Genomic DNA, 17843 nt, shown 5'->3' with positions numbered 1-17843 from the left:
CCGGTTCGGGTAGCGTTGTGCCCCAATGGGAAGCTGGCGGGAGATCATCGACGGGATCGCCGAGAACGGGGACTACGGCGCGGCCCGCCTGGTGCGCGACCCCCGCCGCAAGGGCGGGTGGACCCTGCTGGTCGAGGAGGTCCAGCAGTCCTACGTGGACGTGCAGGACCCGACGCACCTGTACTTCGAGTACACCCGAAGGCTCGGCTCGATCGTCGACGAGGCGTTCCCGGCCGGCGCGCCGATCCGCGTGCTGCACCTGGGCGGCGGCGCGTTCACGATGCCGCGGTACGTGGCCGCGACCCGGCCGGGCTCGACCCAGCTGGTGATCGAGCGGGACCGCAAGCTCGCCGCGTTCGTCCAGCGGATCCTGCCGCTGCCCCCGGACGCCGGCATCGACCTGCGCTTCGGCGACGCCCGGGCGAGCGTGACGGACCTGGAGCCGGGCGCGTGGGACCTCATCATCGGCGACGTCTACGACGCGGCCCAGATGCCGGAGAGCGTCTCCGACGTGGTGTTCGCGGCCTCGGTGGCGCGACTGCTGGCGCCGGGCGGGGTGTACGCCCTCAACGTGGCCGACCTGGCCCCGCTGGCCTTCTCCCGGGCCCAGGGCGCCACGCTGCGCACGGCCTTCGGCGACGTGGCCCTGATCGTGCGGCCGGAGCTGCTGCGCGGCCGGCGCTTCGGCAACGTGGTCTTCGCGGCGGCGGTCGAGCCGGGCACGCTGCCGATCGCCAAGCTGGCCGCGGTGGCGGGCCGGGACCGGCAGGCGGCCCAGGTCGTGACGGGCGCGGCCCTCGATCTGCTGACCGAGGGCGCCGATCCGGTGCGGCTGGACTGAGACTTTCGCGTGTCCGCCGTCACGTGCGGCCCGGGTGCGACCGGGGTGCGGCCGGGCGTTGTGTGGCGATTTGGTGCCCCGGGTGGGATTCGAACCCACACTGTCGGAGGTTTGAGCTCCGTTCCTCTGCCGATTGGGATACCGGGACCAGTACGCCGCACTAGGGTACCCACTACTCTGATCGCGACGGTAACCGCCGTCGTTCGCGTCGGATCGGATCGGGAGAGGCTTGTGGCCGAGGCACAGAGCCGTCGGGTGCTCATCGCGGAAGACGAGGCACTCATCCGTCTCGACCTGCGCGAGATGCTCGTCGAGGAGGGCTACGACGTCGTCGGCGAGGCCGGCGACGGCGAGACGGCTGTCCGGCTGGCCGAGGAGCTCAAGCCCGACCTGGTGATTCTGGACATCAAGATGCCGATCATGGACGGGCTGGCCGCGGCGGAGAAGATCGCCGGGGGCCGGATCGCGCCGGTCGTCATCCTGACCGCGTTCAGCCAGCGCGACCTGGTCGAGCGGGCGCGGGCGGCGGGCGCCATGGCGTACCTCGTGAAGCCGTTCCAGAAGAGCGACCTCGTGCCGGCGGTGGAGATCGCCGTGTCGCGCTACGCCGAGCTGTCGGTGCTCGAGTCCGAGGTGGCCACGCTGACCGACCGGCTGGAGACCCGCAAGGTCGTCGAGCGGGCCAAGGGGCAGTTGATGGCGACGTACGGCATGAACGAGCCGCAGGCCTTCAAATGGATTCAGCGCACCGCGATGGACCACCGGATGACGATGCGGGAAGTGGCCGATCGGATCATTGCCGAGACCGCCGGCGGAAACAGCGCCGTAACGGCTGAGTCCTGACCTTTTACCTGCGCACGGCGTGTATCGCGGCAGCTTGCTCGACATCGAATAACGGCTTGGTAACGGCCCGCAAATGGCTTTCGGGCCGGGCTATGATCCGCCAGTCCCGAGGCTCGGGATCACAGCCGGTAACCGTTGATTCGAGGAGCACCATTGCGTAGAGCCGTGATCATGCTCACGGCCTTCCTGGCCTGCGTGATGCTCTCCTTCGGCGTAGGCGCCACGAGCGCCTGGGCCGAGGGCGAGGCACTGCAGGGAACGCTGAAGAACGGCGACGCCCCCGTCGCCGGAATCAAGATCAAGGCGTTCACCCAGGACGGCGCGCCCGTAGGCGAAGCGACCTCAGACGCTCAGGGCAAGTGGAGTATCCCGGTCCCTGGCCCCGGCACCTACCGGGTCGACCTCGATCAGAGCTCCCTGCCGTCGGGCGTCACCGTGACCAACAACCGCCCCAGCCTGACGCCCCAGGTGGCCGACGGCCAGGCCCGTAACGTGCTGTTCCCGCTCGGTGGAGCGGGTGGCGCGGGCGGGCAGAACCAACCCAATGCCCCGGCGGCGCCGTCGAGCTTCGACCGGTACGCCGACCTGCTGTACACCGGCGTGCACTTCGCGCTCATCATCGCCCTGGCCGCGCTCGGCGTCTCGCTGATCTTCGGCACCACCGGGCTGACCAACTTCGCCCACGGCGAGCTGGTGACCTTCGGCGCGCTGATCACGTTCCTGTTCAACGTGACCATCGGCCTCCCGCTGGTCCTGGCCGGCCTGATCGCCGTCATCATCGGCGGCCTGGTCGGCTACACCCAGGACCGCGTGTTCTGGGGCTGGCTGCGCAAGCGGCGCACCAACATGGTGACCACGATGATCATCTCGATCGGCCTGTCGCTCGCCGTGCGGTACATCTTCCTGTACTTCTTCGGCGGCGAGACCCGCGCCTTCGCCGAGTTCAACGCGCAGCCCGGCGAGCGGTACGGGCCGTTCACCATCGCGCCGAAGAACCTCGTCTGCGACGCGATCGCCATCCTGGCCATCGTCGGGGTCTCCTGGGCGCTGCTGGGCACCCGGCTGGGCAAGGCGACCCGCGCGGTCGCCGACAACCCGGCCCTGGCCGCGGCCTCCGGCATCAACGTGGACCGCATCATCCGGCTGGTCTGGACGATGGGCGGCGGCCTGGCCGCGCTCGCCGGCGTGATCCTGGGCGCCTACCAGAACGTCGGCTACCAGATGGGCTTCCAGATCCTGCTGCTGGTCTTCGCGGCGGTCACGCTGGGCGGCTTCGGCACCGCCTGGGGCGCCCTCGTCGGCAGCCTCGTGATCGGCCTGTTCGTGCAGCTGTCGACGCTGTGGATTCCCTCGGAGCTCAAGACCGTGGGCGCCCTGGGTGTACTGATCGTGATCCTGCTCTTCCGGCCACAGGGCATCCTGGGCCGCCGGACGCGGATCGGCTGAGGGGGACACGATGAACTGGCATTCCATCTTCAGCGTCTCGCTGGAAGCGATCATCGGGTCCACCACTATTGCCTACGCGCTCGCGGCCATCGGCCTCAACGTCCACTTCGGCTACACTGGCCTGCTCAACTTCGGGCAGTCGGCGTTCCTGGGTGTCGGCGCGTACGGCATCGCGATCACCGTCTCCACGTTCGGCCTGCCGTTCTTCCTGGGTGTCGCGATCGGCCTGGCCGCCGCGATCATCCTGGCGCTGCTGCTCGGTATCCCGACGCTGCGCCTGCGCGCGGACTATCTGGCCATCGTCACGATCGCCGCGGCCGAGATCATCCGGCTCATCTACCGGGCGACCGACCTGCGCAAGTGGACCGGCGCCTCGGACGGCCTGCAGGGCTTCTCGCAGGACTTCTACGACCTCAGCCCGTTCCAGGGCAGCAAGGGCCTCAACATCGCGGACCTGATCACGTTCACCGACCGTGAGCTGTGGGTGCTGCTGGTGGGCTGGACCCTGGTCGCGCTGTCCTGCCTGGTCGTGTGGCTGCTCATGAAGAGCCCCTGGGGCCGCGTGCTCAAGGCCATCCGCGAGGACGAGGACGCCGTGCGCAGCCTCGGCAAGAACGTCTTCTCGTACAAGATGCAGTCGCTCGTCCTGGGCGGTGTCATCGGCTGCCTCGGCGGCTTCGTGTTCTCCCTCGACCGGGCCGCGGTGCAGCCCGACACGTGGGGCACCGAGTTCACGTTCTTCGCGTACACCATCGTCATTCTCGGCGGTGCCGCCCGGGTCTTCGGCCCGGTCATCGGCGCGGCGATCTTCTGGGTGCTGCTGGTCTTCGTCGACTCGACGCTGTCCGAGGCGATCAACAACAAGGACATCCCGTCCTGGCTGATCAGCACCAACCAGGCCGGCTCGGTGCGGTACATCCTGGTCGGCATCGGCCTGATCCTGATGCTGATCTACCGCCCGCAGGGCATCTTCGGCGACAAGAGGGAGGTCATGCTCGATGTCCGCTGAGCCCATCCAGGCCACCGGCACGGCCAAGGAGCGCGCGACGGCGGCCCTGGCCGGCGTCGACTGCGAGCCGGGCGTACCCAAGCCCGACCCGATCCTGATCGCCGACAACGTGGTGCGCCGCTTCGGCGGCCTCACGGCGGTCGACGTCAAGCACGTGGAGATCCAGCGCGGCTCGATCACGGCCCTCATCGGGCCCAACGGGGCCGGCAAGACCACGTTCTTCAACCTCCTCACCGGCTTCGACGTGCCGGACGAGGGTTCGTGGACGTTCAACGGCAAGAGCCTTTCCGGTGTACCCGCACACAAGGTCGCCCGGCAGGGCATGGTCCGCACCTTCCAGCTCACCAAGGCCCTGTCGAAGCTCAAGGTCATCGACAACATGCGGCTGGGCGCGACCGGGCAGAAGGGCGAGAGCTTCTGGAGCGCCCTGATCCCGGCGCTGTACCGGCAGCAGGAGGACGAGATCACCGCGCGTGCGGAGGATCTGCTGACCCGCTTCAAGCTCATCGCCAAGAAGGACGACTTCGCCGGCAGCCTCTCCGGCGGCCAGCGCAAGCTGCTCGAAATGGCCCGTGCCCTCATGGTGCAGCCCGACATGGTGATGCTCGACGAGCCGATGGCCGGCGTGAACCCGGCCCTGACGCAGTCGCTGCTCGGCCACGTCAAGCAGCTGCGTGAGGACGGCATGACCGTGCTGTTCGTCGAGCACGACATGGACATGGTCCACGACATCAGCGACTGGATCATCGTCATGGGGCAGGGCGGCGTGATCGCCGAGGGCACCCCGGACAAGGTCATGGCCGACCCGCGCGTGATCGACGCCTACCTGGGCGCCCACCACGACGGGGCGGTCAAGACCGTCGGCGGCGAAGAGGTTGACGCCGGCGAGCTCGAGTCCGGCGACGACGTGGCGCTCATTCCCGCCGTCGACGAGCTCGAGCGCGAAGATGGAAAGGATCGCCCATGACCACGCCCGACCTTCCTGAGGACGACGAGGCCGTCGCGCCCGTCAGCAACGAGATCGTCGACCGCACCGAGCACCTGTCCAAGGCGGACGGTGCGGTGCTGCGCGCCGATGACGTCACGGCCGGCTACCTGCCGGGCGTGAACATCCTCAACGGCGCTGACCTCTACGTGCACGACGGCGAGCTGGTGGGCATCATCGGCCCGAACGGCGCCGGCAAGTCGACGCTGCTCAAGGCCATGTTCGGGCTGGTCAACATCCGCTCCGGCGAGGTCACGCTGCGGGGCGAGAAGATCACCAACATGAAGGCGCACGGCCTGGTCGAGCGGGGCATCGGGTTCGTGCCGCAGACGAACAACGTCTTCGCGGCGCTGACCATCGAGGAGAACCTGCAGATGGGCACGTTCCTGCGGCCCAAGCGGTTCAAGGAGCGCTTCGACTTCGTCACCCAGCTCTTCCCGACCCTGGCCGAGCGGCGCAAGCAGCGGGCCGGTCTGATGTCGGGCGGCGAGCGGCAGATGGTGGCGATGGCCCGGGCGCTCATGATGGAGCCGACGGTCCTGCTGCTGGACGAGCCCTCGGCGGGCCTCTCGCCGGCGCTGCAGGACGAGGTGTTCTTCCGGACCAAGCAGATCAACTCGACCGGCGTGACGGTCGTGATGGTCGAGCAGAACGCGCGGCGGTGCCTGCAGATCTGCGACCGCGGGTACGTGCTCGACCAGGGGCGCAACGCCTACACGGCCTCGGGCGAGGGACTCATCAACGACCCGCGGGTCATCGAGTTGTACCTCGGGACGCTTGCCCGCGCCTGAACCTTCGTTTTTCGTCCCCCGTCGTCCTTTTGGGCGGCGGGGGATTTTCTTTGTTTTTCCATGGCCGGCCTTGCGCATTGTCAATTGGATTCACTGCTTATTGTTCCGCTTGCGGAACGTTGCCCATGAAAAAGGCCCCCGCCGCGTGTGCGGCGGGGGCCTCTGCTAGGCCGTCAGGCTCAGATCTTGCCGGCCTGGTACTTCACGTCCGGGAGGAGCTTGTTGTCCGGGCCGTAGGTGTAGACACCGATGGTGGCCTCGGCCGGGTCACCGGCGTCGTTGAAGGAGATCGGGCCGGAGAGGCCGTCGTAGTCGATGTCCTTCTTGGCCTTGATCAGGTCCAGGCACTGCTTGTAGCCGGTGCACTTCTCGCCGCCCTTGGAGACGGTGGTCAGGTGCTTGGCGATCTCGGCCGGGTTGTCGCTGCCGGCCTCCTCGGCGGCCAGGGCCGAGAGGATGGTGGCGTCGTAGGACTCGACCGCGTAGTTGTAGTCCTTGAGGTCCTTGTTGACGCCCAGGAGCCGCTGCTTGAAGTCGGCCTTGGTCTCGGCGCCGGGCTGGGTGCCCTTGTAGCCGGTCAGGGTGCCGGCCGGGAAGTCCTTCGAGTAGTCGGCGATGTTGCCGTCCACGAAGTACCACTTCTTGTTCTTCAGGCCCGCCTCGACCAGCTTCGGGACGATCTTCTTGGTCTCGTCGAAGCCGATGATGGCGATCGCGTCCGGGTTGGCCGCCTTGATCTGGCCGACCTCACCGCTGAAGTCCGCGGCCTTCGGGTCGTAGGTCACCGACGCCACGACCTTGCCGCCGCCGCTCTCGATCTCCTTCTTGGCGTTCTCGGCCAGGCCGGTGCCGTAGGAGTCGTTGAGGACGAGCATGCCGACGTTCGCGTTGCCGTCCTGGACGATCAGGTCGCCGAGCACGCGGCCCTGCAGGGTGTCCGGGGGAGCGGTACGGAAGTACAGGCCGTGGTCGTTGTACGTGGTGAACGCGGTCGACGTGTTCGCCGGCGAGATCTCCACGACGCCCGCGCCGGTGATCTTGTCGATCACGGACAGCGAGACGGACGACGAGGCCGCGCCGATGATGACGTCGGTCTTGTCCGTGAGCAGCTTGTTCACCGACTGGGTGGCGATGTCCGTGGAGGTGTCGCCCGAGTCCATGTGCTGGATCGTCACGGGCTTGCCGAGCACGCCGCCGTTGTCGTTGATCTCCTTGATGGCCACGTCGACGCCGGCGAACTCCGGGGGGCCGAGGAAGGCCAGCGAGCCGGTCTGCGGCAGGATCGTGCCGATCTTGAGAACGCCGTCGCCGGCCGCCGCGGCGCCGCCGCTGGTGGCGCCCGTCGAGGGAGTGTCGGACTTGTCATCGCCGCAGGCACCGAGCGCCAGGCACGCGGCACTCAGCACGGCAACGGAGCGCCATCCGAGATTGGGGCGGATCATCACCTGTCTCCTTTTTAACAGCGCGGTAGGCGTGGTTGCGCCTAGTTGCCAAGACGCTGATGAAGGCACAACCTAATGACAGTGCCCGCGCGGCACTAGGCCTTCGGGCCAACACGCCCAAGGAAGTTGCGCAGTCGTAATCTTCCTGTTCGCAACCGCAACGTGAATGACTTTGTCGCAGGTTTTCGCGGACAGCTTCCGGACAAGCCCCACCGGTCGGGTGAACCGGACATAACGCCCCAAAGGACCGCGCGATTTTTTGTCGTACCCCCGGACTAGGCTCGTTCGCGTGACGGGTTCGACTGACGCCAAGCTGTTGCTCCTCGACGGGCACTCGCTCGCCTACCGGGCGTTCTTCGCCCTGCCCGCGGAGAACTTCTCCACGGCGACGGGCCAGGTGACCAACGCCGTCTTCGGCTTCACGTCGATGCTGATCAACATGCTGCGCGACGAGCAGCCGACCCACATCGCCGTGGCCTTCGACGTCTCCCGCCAGACGTTCCGCCTGGAGCAGTATGCGGAGTACAAGGCCAACCGCTCGGCCACCCGGCCGGAGTTCGCCGGCCAGGTGCCGCTGATCAAGGAGATCCTCAACGCGCTGCGGATCCCGTTCGTGGAGAAGCCGGGCTTCGAGGCCGACGACGTGATCGCCACGCTGGCCCGCCAGGCCAGCGAGCTCGACATGCCGACCGCCATCATCACCGGCGACCGCGACTCGTTCCAGCTGGTCAGCGACAACGTCACGGTGCTCTACCTCAAGCGCGGCGTGACCGAGATGGACCGGATGACCCCCGCCCGGGTCGAGGAGAAGTACGGGATTCCGCCGTCGCAGTACCGGGACAAGGCCGCGCTCGTCGGCGAGGACAGCGACAACCTGTCCGGCGTGCCCGGGGTCGGCGACAAGACCGCCGCCAAGTGGATCGTGCAGTTCGGCGGCCTCGACGGGATCATCGCGCGGGTCGACGAGATCAAGGGCAAGGCCGGCGAGAACGTGCGGGCCCACCTCGCCGAGATCATGCGCAACTACGACCTCAACCGGCTCCGGGACGACCTCGAGCTGCCGATCGGCCCCGAGGACCTCAAGTGGCGGGGCTGGGACCGCGAGGCGGTGCACCAGATCTTCGACTCGCTCGAGTTCCGGGTGCTGCGGGAGCGGCTGTATCAGTACCTCGAGGCGGTCGAGCCCGAGGCCGAGTCCGGCTTCGACCTCAGCGGCGAGGTGCTGCGCGGCGGCGTCGGCGCCTGGCTGGAGCAGCACGCCCCGGCCGGCACGCGTACCGGCGTGGCCGTCTCCGGCAAGTTCGGCCGCGGCACCGGCACCCTGACCGGCGTCGCGATCGCCGTCGCCGACGGCCCGGCCGCCTGGTTCGACCCGGGCGAGCTCGACGCGGCCGACGACGCCGCGGTCGCCGCCTGGCTGGCCGCCACCGACCGGCCCAAGGTCCTGCACGACCTGAAGCCGGCCCGCCTGGCGTTCCAGGCCCGCGGCTGGGCCGAGCTGGCCGGCGTGGTCAGCGACACCGCCCTGGAGGCGTATCTCGCCCGGCCCGACCAGCGCTCCTACGACCTGAACGACCTCGCCCTGCGCTACCTCAAGCGCGAGCTGCGGGTCGACGCCCCCGAGTCCGGCCAGCTGACCCTGGAGGGCCTGGGCGCCGACACCGCCGAGGCCGAGGAGAACCTCATGCTCCGGGCCCGGGCCACCCTCGACCTGGCCGAGGCCATCGGCGAGGAGCTGCGCCGCGACGGCGACTCGTCGGCCCGCCTGCTGGCCGACGTCGAGCTGCCCCTCGTCTACGTGCTCGCCGAGATGGAGCGCGCGGGCATCGCGGCCGACACGGAATACCTAAGCGAGCTGGAGGCCCAGTTCGCCGCCGGCGTGAAGGGCGCCGCCCAGTCCGCCTACGGCGTGATCGGCCGCGAGTTCAACCTCGGCTCGCCCAAGCAGCTCCAGGAGATCCTCTTCAACGAGCTCGCCCTGCCGAAGACCAAGAAGATCAAGACCGGCTACACCACCGACGCCGACGCCCTCCAGGGCCTCTACGCGCAGACCGAGCACCCGCTCCTGGAGCACCTCCTGCGCCACCGCGACGTCGCCAAGCTCAAGACCACGGTCGACGGCCTGCTCAAGTCCATCAGCGACGACGGGCGCATCCACACCACGTATTTCCAGACCGTGGCCGCGACCGGCCGGCTCTCCAGCACCGACCCCAACCTGCAGAACATCCCGATCCGCACCGAGGAGGGCCGGCGCATCCGCCGCGCCTTCATCGTCGGCGAGGGCTTCGAGACCCTGCTGACCGCCGACTACAGCCAGATCGAGATGCGCATCATGGCGCACCTGTCAAAGGACGAGGCGCTCATCGAGGCCTTCAACTCCGGCTTCGACTTCCACGCCTCGACCGCGTCCTCGGTCTTCTCGGTCCCGGTCGACGAGGTCGTCCCCGACCAGCGCCGCAAGATCAAGGCGATGAACTACGGCCTCGCCTACGGCCTGTCCTCCTACGGCCTCGGCACCCAGCTCGGCATTACGCCGTCCGAGGCCACGGTCCTCATGGAGGAATACTTCGCCACGTTCGGCGGCGTCCGCGACTACCTGCGCTCGATCGTCGGCCAGGCCCGCCGCGACGGCTACACCGAGACGGTGCTGGGCCGCCGCCGCTACCTGCCGGACCTCAACAGCGACAACCGCCAGCGGCGCGAGATGGCCGAGCGGATGGCGCTGAACGCCCCGATCCAGGGCTCGGCGGCGGACATCATCAAGGTCGCGATGCTGCGGGTGGATCGGGCGCTGCGCGACTCGGGCCTGCGCTCGCGGATGCTGTTGCAGGTCCACGACGAGCTGGTCTTCGAGGTGGCGATCGGGGAGCGGGAGGCTCTTGAGTCTCTGGTCCGGGAGGCTATGGGCGGGGCTTATCCGCTGGATGTGCCGCTGGGTGTGTCGGTGGGCGTCGGGTCGGACTGGAATGCGGCGGATCACTGACCTTTTGGGCGGGGGCTCCTCCGGGGGCCGGGGGGCCGGGCCGGGGGCAGTGTGTCTCTAAGGGCTCCACTGGCCTGGCCTGGGAATGGGCTGGGGTCGTGCACTTCGGCCGGGCGGCCCGGCGTGGGTTTGCGTGCCCCCGGTTGAGGCAGTGCATGGGCTGGGGTTTTGCGCTCCGGGCTACTGCTGCCGTTTTGCCGTCCGTGCTGTGGTCGCGCTTGTTTGCCGTCCGTGTTCTGGTCGCGCTTGTTGGGTCTTTGTCGCGATAAGTCGGGCGCTGGCGCGCCCGACTTATCGGACATTTCGTGATTTAGTGGAGCTTGGTGGCGATGAAGATCGCTGTTCCGGGGAAGATCTTTCCGCGGAGGGGGCTCCATTGGCCCCATTCCTTGTCGTGGTTTTCTGGCCATTCCGGCTCGATCAGGTCGTTCAGGATGAAGCCGGCGGCTACCAGTTCGCGGATGCGGTCGCCCAGGGTGCGGTGCTGTTCGACGTACGTGGGGACATGGCGCTCGTCCTGCTCCACGTAGGCGCGGCGGTCGAAGTAGGAGTGGACGGCGACCAGGCCGCCCTCGCCCGGGTCGTCCAGGAAGACCCAGCGCATCGGGTGGGTGATGGAGAAGGCCCAGCGGCCGCCCGGCTTGAGGACGCGGTACACCTCGCGCATGACCCTCGACGAGTCCGCGACGAATGGGACCGCGCCGAAGGCTGTGCAGACGATGTCGAATACGCCCTCGGCGAACGGGAGGGCGGTGGCGTCGGCCTGCAGGAGCGGGACCGCAACACCCGATCGGGCTACTCCCAGCTTGGCGTGGCGGAGCATGCCGGCGGACAGGTCCGACGCCACGACCTCGGCGCCCTGGGTCTTCAGCCAGCGGGAGCAGGAGGCGGCGCCGCAGCCGATCTCCAGGACGCGGCGGCCGCTGACCTCGCCGAGGAGGTGTGCGTCAGCCTCGCGCAGGCCCTCGGGGCACCAGACGAAGTCGGCGTCCCCCAGGAAGGAACCGTGTTCGGCCTGGTAGGCGTCGGCGTCGCCGTCCCACCAGCGCCGGCTGGCCCGGCGGCTCTCGGCGGGGCTCACGGCGCGTCGTGTGACGCCTGCGTCAGGTGACGATTCCATGGGGAGCAACGGTAGGCCCTGCGAAAGTCGGCAGATCGGGTCTGGGGGAGGGTTGGACCATGTGGTATTGCGCAGGGTAGGCTGATCGGTGCACTCGTGGGTTTGTGGCGCCTCGGCATGGAGCAGGCTCACGGTCGCCGAACACATCCTGAGCTTCCATTGCACTGATCCTGAACTGCGATTGGCGGGTTGTGCCCGACGACGGGTCCGCGGGAGCGCGCAGGTTCAGCAGGCAAATCCACCGACCGGAGCAACAGCCCACATGACGAGCAGCATCGAGGCCACCTCGAGCGCCAGCAGCAACAAGGTCACCGTCGACGACCTCGGTTCCGAGGAGGCGTTCCTCGCCGCGATCGACGAGACCATCAAGTACTTCAATGACGGCGACATCGTCGAAGGCACCGTCGTCAAGGTCGACCGGGACGAGGTCCTGCTCGACATCGGCTACAAGACCGAGGGTGTCATCCCCTCGCGCGAGCTGTCGATCAAGCACGATGTCGACCCTGCTGAGGTCGTGTCGGTCGGTGACCACATCGAGGCCCTGGTTCTCCAGAAGGAGGACAAGGAAGGCCGTCTGATCCTGTCCAAGAAGCGCGCTCAGTACGAGCGGGCCTGGGGCACGATCGAGAAGATCAAGGAAGACGACGGCGTCGTCCGCGGCTCCGTCATCGAGGTCGTCAAGGGTGGTCTCATCCTCGACATCGGCCTGCGGGGCTTCCTGCCGGCCTCCCTGGTCGAGATGCGCCGTGTCCGGGACCTGCAGCCGTACGTCGGCCGCGAGCTCGAGGCGAAGATCATCGAGCTGGACAAGAACCGCAACAACGTGGTGCTGTCCCGCCGGGCCTACCTCGAGCAGACCCAGTCCGAGGTCCGGACCGAGTTCCTGCACAAGCTGCAGAAGGGCCAGGTCCGCAAGGGCGTTGTGTCCTCCATCGTCAACTTCGGTGCGTTCGTCGACCTCGGTGGTGTCGACGGCCTGGTCCACGTCTCCGAGCTCTCCTGGAAGCACATCGATCACCCGTCCGAGGTGGTCGAGGTCGGCCAGGAGGTGGAGGTCGAGGTCCTCGACGTCGATCTGGACCGTGAGCGCGTCTCCCTGTCGCTGAAGGCGACCCAGGAGGACCCGTGGCGTCAGTTCGCCCGGACCCACGCGATCCAGCAGATCGTCCCCGGTAAGGTCACCAAGCTCGTCCCGTTCGGCGCCTTCGTCCGCGTCGACGACGGCATCGAGGGCCTGGTCCACATCTCCGAGCTGGCCGAGCGCCACGTGGAGATTCCGGAGCAGGTCGTCCAGGTCGGCTCCGACGTCATGGTCAAGGTCATCGACATCGACCTCGAGCGCCGCCGGATCTCGCTGTCGCTCAAGCAGGCCAACGAGGGCTTCGTCGAGGGCGAGGAGCACTTCGACCCGACCCTCTACGGCATGTCGGCGACCTACGACGAGCAGGGCAACTACATCTACCCGGAGGGCTTCGACCCGGAGACCGCCGAGTGGATGGCCGGCTTCGAGAAGCAGCGCGAGGCGTGGGAGCAGCAGTACGCTGAGGCCCGCCAGCGCTGGGAGGCCCACACCAAGCAGGTCCAGACGGCCCGCCAGGCCGACGCGACCGCCGAGCCGGCCGCAGCAGCCCCCCAGGGCGGCGGCGCCGTCTCCTCGTCGACCCCGACCGCGGCTCGCGCCCCGGAGGAGCCGGCGGGCACCCTGGCCACGGACGAGGCCCTGGCCGCCCTGCGCGAGAAGCTGGCCGGCGGCAAGAGCTGACCCAGCGCCGCACAGGCGACAAGCACCAAAAAGGAAAGCCCCGGGCCCGAAAGGACCCGGGGCTTTCCCGTGCACGGCCCCAGCCGGGCTTTCGTGACCGCGCCGGAGTGCCCTAGTGTCGTGAGTCGTTAATGCGTGTGCAGTAGCGGGCGATGGATTCGAGGATCTGGTCGGCGGTCTTGGTCCAGACATAGGGCTTTGGGTTGTTGTTCCAGGCCTCGATCCAGGCGCGGATGTCGGTGTTGAGGGCGCGGACGGTGCGGTGAGTGCCGCGTTGGAGTTTCTTGGTGGTCAGTTCCCCGAACCAGCGTTCGACGAGGTTGAGCCAGGATGCGCTGGTCGGGACGAAGTGCAGGACGAACCGCGGGTGGGCGGTCAGCCAGCGTTTGATGGTCGGGGTTTTGTGGGTGGAGGCGTTGTCCAGCACTACGTGCACGTCCAGGTCCGCCGGGACCTGCCGGTCGAGGGTCTGGAGGAACTTCTTGAACTCGATCGCGCGGTGCCGGGCATGGAGGGAGCCGATCACCTGGCCGGTGGCCAGGTCGAGGGCGGCGTAGAGGCTTGAGGTGCCGGCCCGGACGTAGTCGTGGGTGGCGCGGGCCGGGGTGCCGGGCAGCATCGGCAGGACCGGGGCGGTGCGGTCCAGTGCTTGGATCTGCGACTTCTCGTCCACGCACAACACCACGGCGCGTTCCGGCGGATCGAGGTACAGCCCGACGACATCACGGACCTTGTCGATGAACAGCGGGTCCTTCGACAGTTTCCACGCGTCCTGCCGGTGCGGCTGCAATCCGAACGCCCGCCAGATCCGTGAGATCGCGGTCTGCGACAGACCGACCTCAGCAGCCAACGAGCGGGTCGACCAGTGCGTGGCGTCCTTCGGTGTCGTCTCGAGGGTTGTGGTGATCACCCGCTCTACATCAGCGTCGGCGATCGTGCGGGGCCGGCCGGGCCGCGGCTCGTCCAGCAGGCCGTCGAGCCGATCACCGGCGAACCGGTTCCGCCACTTCGTCACCGTGCTACGCGAAACGCCGAGTTCCTCGGCGATCTGCCCGTTCGCGGCCCCGCCGGCAGCCGCGCAGGCAAGGACCACCCGCGACCGCAACGCCAGGGCCTGCGCACTCGAGGGACGACGCGACCACGCTAGCAACTGCTCTCGCTCGTCATCAGTAAGCACGATCGGTACTGCTGTCGGCAACGGCATAACACACCTGTACCCACTGACGACGATTTAACGACTCAGGACACTAGCTCAGCTCATGCACTGCCTCAGCCAGGGGGCTCGCAAGCCCACGCCGCCGGGCCGTCGGCGGGAGTGCACTACCCCAGCCCATTCCCCGACCAACGCACCCGGGCTCGTCGACACACTGCCCCCGGCCCCCCCGGCCCCCCGGCCCCAGCCTTCAAGAGCAGCTACTTAACCCCAGCCACATCCATAGCCCGCAACTCCTTCTTCAGCTCCGAAACCTCATCCCGCAGCCGAGCCGCCAACTCGAACTGCAACTCCCGCGCAGCCCCCAGCATCTGATCGTTGAGGTCCTGAATCAGGGTCGCCAACTCAGCCCGAGCCATCCCAGCCCGAGCCGGCACCGAAGGCGCCCCCGCAGCCCCCTTCGTCCCCCCGCCCTTCTGCCGAGCCCGGACGTTCTCCGGCGACTTGCCGCGGCTCATCTGCCGCCCGCCACCGATGACCACCGCGCCCCCGGGCCCATGCCCGGACACAGCGCCGGCGGTGTCCTCGGCCTCGCGGTAGATGTCGTCCAGGATGTCGCCGAGCTTCTTGCGAAGGGGCTGCGGATCGATCCCGTTCGCTTTGTTGTACGCCTGCTGCTTCTCCCGCCGCCGGTTCGTCTCGTCGATCGCCTGAGCCATCGACGGCGTCATCTTGTCCGCGTACATGTGGACCTGGCCGGACACGTTGCGCGCCGCGCGACCGATGGTCTGGATGAGGCTCGTGCCCGAGCGCAGGAAGCCCTCCTTGTCCGCGTCGAGGATCGCGACCAGGCTCACCTCCGGCAGGTCGAGGCCCTCGCGGAGCAGGTTGATGCCGACCAGCACGTCGAACTCGCCGCGGCGCAGTTCGCGCAGCAGCTCCACCCGGCGCAGGGTGTCGACCTCGGAGTGCAGGTATCGCACGCGGATCCCGTGCTCGAGCAGGTAGTCGGTGAGGTCCTCGGCCATCTTCTTGGTCAGCGTCGTGACCAGCACCCGCTCGTCGCGCTCGGTGCGCAGGTTGATCTCGTGCATCAGGTCGTCGATCTGGCCCTTGGTCGGCTTGAGCACCACCTCGGGGTCGATCAGGCCGGTCGGGCGGATAACCTGCTCGACGAACTCGCCCTGGGTCTTGCCCATCTCCCACGGGCCCGGCGTCGCCGACAGGTACACCGTCTGGCCCACCCGCTCCTCGAACTCGTCGAAGCGCAGCGGCCGGTTGTCCTGCGCGCTGGGCAGCCGGAACCCGTGCTCGACGAGAGTCCGCTTGCGGGAGGCGTCCCCCTCGTACATGCCGCCGATCTGCGGGACCGTCGCGTGCGACTCGTCGATGACGGTCAGGAAGTCGTCGGGGAAGTAGTCGAGCAGGCAGTGCGGCGGGCTGCCGGCCTCGCGCCCGTCGATGTGCCGCGAGTAGTTCTCGATGCCGTTGCAGAAACCGACCTGCCGCATCATCTCGACGTCGTACGTGGTGCGCATCCGCAGCCGCTGGGCCTCCAGCAGCTTGCCCTCCCGGTCGAGCTCGGCGAGGCGCTCCTCCAACTCCACCTCGATGGCGGCGATCGCGCGCTCCATGCGCTCCGGCCCGGCCGCGTAGTGCGTCGCCGGGAAGATCATCAGCTGGTCGGTCTGGCGGATCTCGTCGCCGGTGAGCGGGTGCAGATAGGAGAGGCGCTCGATCTCGTCGCCGAAGAACTCGATGCGGATCGCGAGCTCCTCGTAGGCCGGGATGATCTCCAGCGTGTCGCCCCGGACCCGGAACGTGCCCCGGTTGAAGGCGAGGTCATTCCGCGTGTACTGGATGTCGACCAACCGTCGCAGCAGCTTGTCCCGGTCGACCTCCTCGCCGACGCTGACCTTCGCCGCGCGGTCGAGGTATTCCTCCGGCGTGCCCAGGCCGTAGATCGCCGACACCGTCGCCACCACGATCACGTCGCGCCTGGTGAGCAGGCTCATCGTGGCCGAGTGCCGCAGCCGCTCGACCTCCTCGTTGACCGACGAGTCCTTCTCGATGTAGGTGTCGGTCTGCGGGATGTAGGCCTCGGGCTGGTAGTAGTCGTAGTAGCTGACGAAGTATTCGACCGCGTTGTGCGGCATCAGATCGCGGAACTCCTTGGCCAGCTGCGCGGCCAGGGTCTTGTTGTGCGCGAGCACCAGCGTCGGGCGCTGGAGTCGTTCCACCAGCCAGGCCGTGGTCGCGCTCTTGCCGGTTCCGGTCGCACCCAGCAGGACCGTGTGCCGGTCGCCGCCGCGCACCCGCTTGGCGAGGGCGTCGATCGCCGCGGGCTGATCGCCGGAGGGCCTGTATTCGCTGACCACCTCGAATGGGCGGTCCAAGCGTGGGATGTCGAGCGCCATGGCACAACCGTACGCGGGGGGTATGACACTTTCCGGGTCCTCGCCCTCGGTGGCCGAGCGTATTCAACCTGGCGATTGTGTGGGGAGAATCACCGGTCTACGGTGGATGCCGTAGGCCGCTCGCGGCGGCCGACCGGAGAGCCGGCCCGCCCATCACGCGGGTCCTCCCGGCGCCCGGGTTGCAGCCCCGGCCCGTCACGGCCGGCGAGCGCACCAGGGGCGGCTCGCGCGTACACGCGCGACCGGCCGCCGCGAGCGCCCTAAGCCTTGTATGGAGCAAGTCGCAAGCCGTCAAGCAGTGCGAATGCGCTCCCAGGCCGACGAAACCGCCCGATCAAGTTCCTCGGGCGTACCGTCGTTCGCGATCGAGATGTCCGCAACCGCCCGCCGCTGCTCGTCCGTGGCCTGCGCGTTGATCCGTGCCATCGCCTCGTCGCGCGACATGCCACGGATGCGCATGAGGCGGTCCAAGCGTGTCGGGAGAGAGGCGAAGACGATGAGCACCAGGGAGTACAAATGCGACATGCCCTTCTCGACCAGGAGGGGCACGTCGTTGACGACGATCGAATCGGCCGGGGCGGCCGCGACGAGCTCGGCCGTGCGCGCCCGGACCAGCGGGTGGGTGATCTCCTCGAGGCGTCGTCGCGCCTCGTCGTCGGCGAAGACGATGCGGGCCAGCGCCGGCCGGTCGAGCGCCCCGGACGGGTCGAGCACCCCGGGCCCGAACGCCTCGGCGACCCGCGCGAGCCCCTCGGTCCCCGGCTCGACGACCTCCCGGGCGATCTTGTCGGCGTCCACGATCACCGCGCCGAGCGCCGCCAGCCGCTGCGCGACCGCGCTCTTGCCGGACCCGATGCCGCCCGTGAGGCCAACCATCTTCATCACGACATCACACCTGAAGGTGAATCCCGCCGGCCCGCCGGGGTCCGGACGGCGTGGTCTGCACGGAATGCACGGTTTGTCAAGATATCTTCCGACTCAAGCGAACATTCACGGGGGGTAGATCGCGACATGGGGCGACACAGCATGGGCCGGCCGGGCCTGGCGCGCC

13 protein-coding genes and 1 tRNA gene are annotated in these 17843 nt (G+C 68.3%); 8 read left to right on the top strand and 6 right to left on the bottom strand.

Annotation, left to right across the window (positions count from 1 at the left end; all coding sequences use genetic code 11):
* The first annotated feature begins 25 nt into the window (after positions 1-25).
* Complete coding sequence (locus ACQP00_RS42420) at positions 26-841, top strand: spermidine synthase (RefSeq protein ID WP_433207967.1); 816 nt, start codon at positions 26-28, stop codon at positions 839-841.
* A gap of 71 nt (positions 842-912) precedes the next feature.
* Here the strand turns inward: ACQP00_RS42420 and ACQP00_RS42415 are convergent.
* Positions 913-989: transfer RNA gene (locus ACQP00_RS42415), tRNA-Leu, on the bottom strand.
* Positions 990-1096: 107 nt separating this feature from the next.
* Here ACQP00_RS42415 and ACQP00_RS42410 point away from each other — a divergent pair.
* The 5 genes from ACQP00_RS42410 to ACQP00_RS42390 all read left to right on the top strand — a co-directional run bounded on the left by ACQP00_RS42410 (position 1097) and on the right by ACQP00_RS42390 (position 5915).
* Positions 1097-1684: an ANTAR domain-containing response regulator gene (locus ACQP00_RS42410; protein WP_433048624.1), complete on the top strand. Its 588-nt coding sequence runs from the start codon at positions 1097-1099 to the stop codon at positions 1682-1684.
* 171 nt (positions 1685-1855) lie between these two features.
* Entirely contained in the window at positions 1856-3130 is a 1275-nt protein-coding gene (locus ACQP00_RS42405; protein ID WP_433224191.1) for an ABC transporter permease subunit, read from the top strand.
* A 10-nt stretch (positions 3131-3140) separates the two neighbouring features.
* Entirely contained in the window at positions 3141-4139 is a 999-nt protein-coding gene (locus tag ACQP00_RS42400) for a branched-chain amino acid ABC transporter permease (RefSeq protein ID WP_433207964.1), read from the top strand.
* Entirely contained in the window at positions 4129-5106 is a 978-nt protein-coding gene (locus tag ACQP00_RS42395; RefSeq protein WP_433207961.1) for an ABC transporter ATP-binding protein, read from the top strand. The genes ACQP00_RS42400 and ACQP00_RS42395 overlap by 11 nt, the downstream gene beginning before the upstream one ends.
* Entirely contained in the window at positions 5103-5915 is an 813-nt protein-coding gene (locus ACQP00_RS42390) for an ABC transporter ATP-binding protein (protein WP_433207958.1), read from the top strand. The genes ACQP00_RS42395 and ACQP00_RS42390 overlap by 4 nt, the downstream gene beginning before the upstream one ends.
* Before the next feature lie 179 nt (positions 5916-6094).
* Here the strand turns inward: ACQP00_RS42390 and ACQP00_RS42385 are convergent, their stop codons facing one another.
* The gene (locus tag ACQP00_RS42385; protein ID WP_433207955.1) at positions 6095-7357 is read right to left on the bottom strand and encodes an ABC transporter substrate-binding protein; all 1263 of its coding nucleotides are present in this window, start codon (positions 7355-7357) and stop codon (positions 6095-6097) included.
* A 289-nt stretch (positions 7358-7646) separates the two neighbouring features.
* Here ACQP00_RS42385 and polA point away from each other — a divergent pair, with 289 nt between their 5' ends.
* A complete protein-coding gene (gene polA / locus ACQP00_RS42380; RefSeq protein ID WP_433207952.1) occupies positions 7647-10340 on the top strand; it encodes a DNA polymerase I in 2694 nt (897 codons plus the stop codon).
* 310 nt (positions 10341-10650) lie between these two features.
* Here polA and ACQP00_RS42375 read toward each other — a convergent pair whose 3' ends face one another.
* The gene (locus ACQP00_RS42375; RefSeq protein WP_433207949.1) at positions 10651-11460 is read right to left on the bottom strand and encodes a class I SAM-dependent methyltransferase; all 810 of its coding nucleotides are present in this window, start codon (positions 11458-11460) and stop codon (positions 10651-10653) included.
* Between the two features lie 262 nt (positions 11461-11722).
* Here ACQP00_RS42375 and rpsA point away from each other — a divergent pair, with 262 nt between their 5' ends.
* Positions 11723-13222: a 30S ribosomal protein S1 gene (gene rpsA, locus ACQP00_RS42370; protein WP_433207946.1), complete on the top strand. Its 1500-nt coding sequence runs from the start codon at positions 11723-11725 to the stop codon at positions 13220-13222.
* 112 nt (positions 13223-13334) lie between these two features.
* On the opposite strand, the gene ACQP00_RS42365 is transcribed toward rpsA, so the two are convergent.
* The 3 genes from ACQP00_RS42365 to coaE form a co-directional block, all read right to left on the bottom strand.
* Positions 13335-14426: an IS630 family transposase gene (locus tag ACQP00_RS42365; RefSeq protein WP_433207943.1), complete on the bottom strand. Its 1092-nt coding sequence runs from the start codon at positions 14424-14426 to the stop codon at positions 13335-13337.
* A 209-nt stretch (positions 14427-14635) separates the two neighbouring features.
* Positions 14636-16792 carry an excinuclease ABC subunit UvrB gene (gene uvrB, locus ACQP00_RS42360; protein WP_433207940.1) on the bottom strand — a complete coding sequence of 719 codons (2157 nt, stop codon included), beginning with the start codon at positions 16790-16792 and terminating at the stop codon, positions 14636-14638.
* 291 nt (positions 16793-17083) lie between these two features.
* Entirely contained in the window at positions 17084-17674 is a 591-nt protein-coding gene (gene coaE / locus ACQP00_RS42355; RefSeq protein WP_433207937.1) for a dephospho-CoA kinase, read from the bottom strand.
* Between the last annotated feature and the right edge of the window lie 169 nt (positions 17675-17843).

This window comes from Dactylosporangium sp. CS-047395 (assembly GCF_050942185.1).
GTDB lineage: Bacteria > Actinomycetota > Actinomycetes > Mycobacteriales > Micromonosporaceae > Dactylosporangium.
The sequence above is the reverse complement of the archived record's forward strand: the minus strand, read 5'-3'. Positions and strand labels throughout refer to the sequence as shown.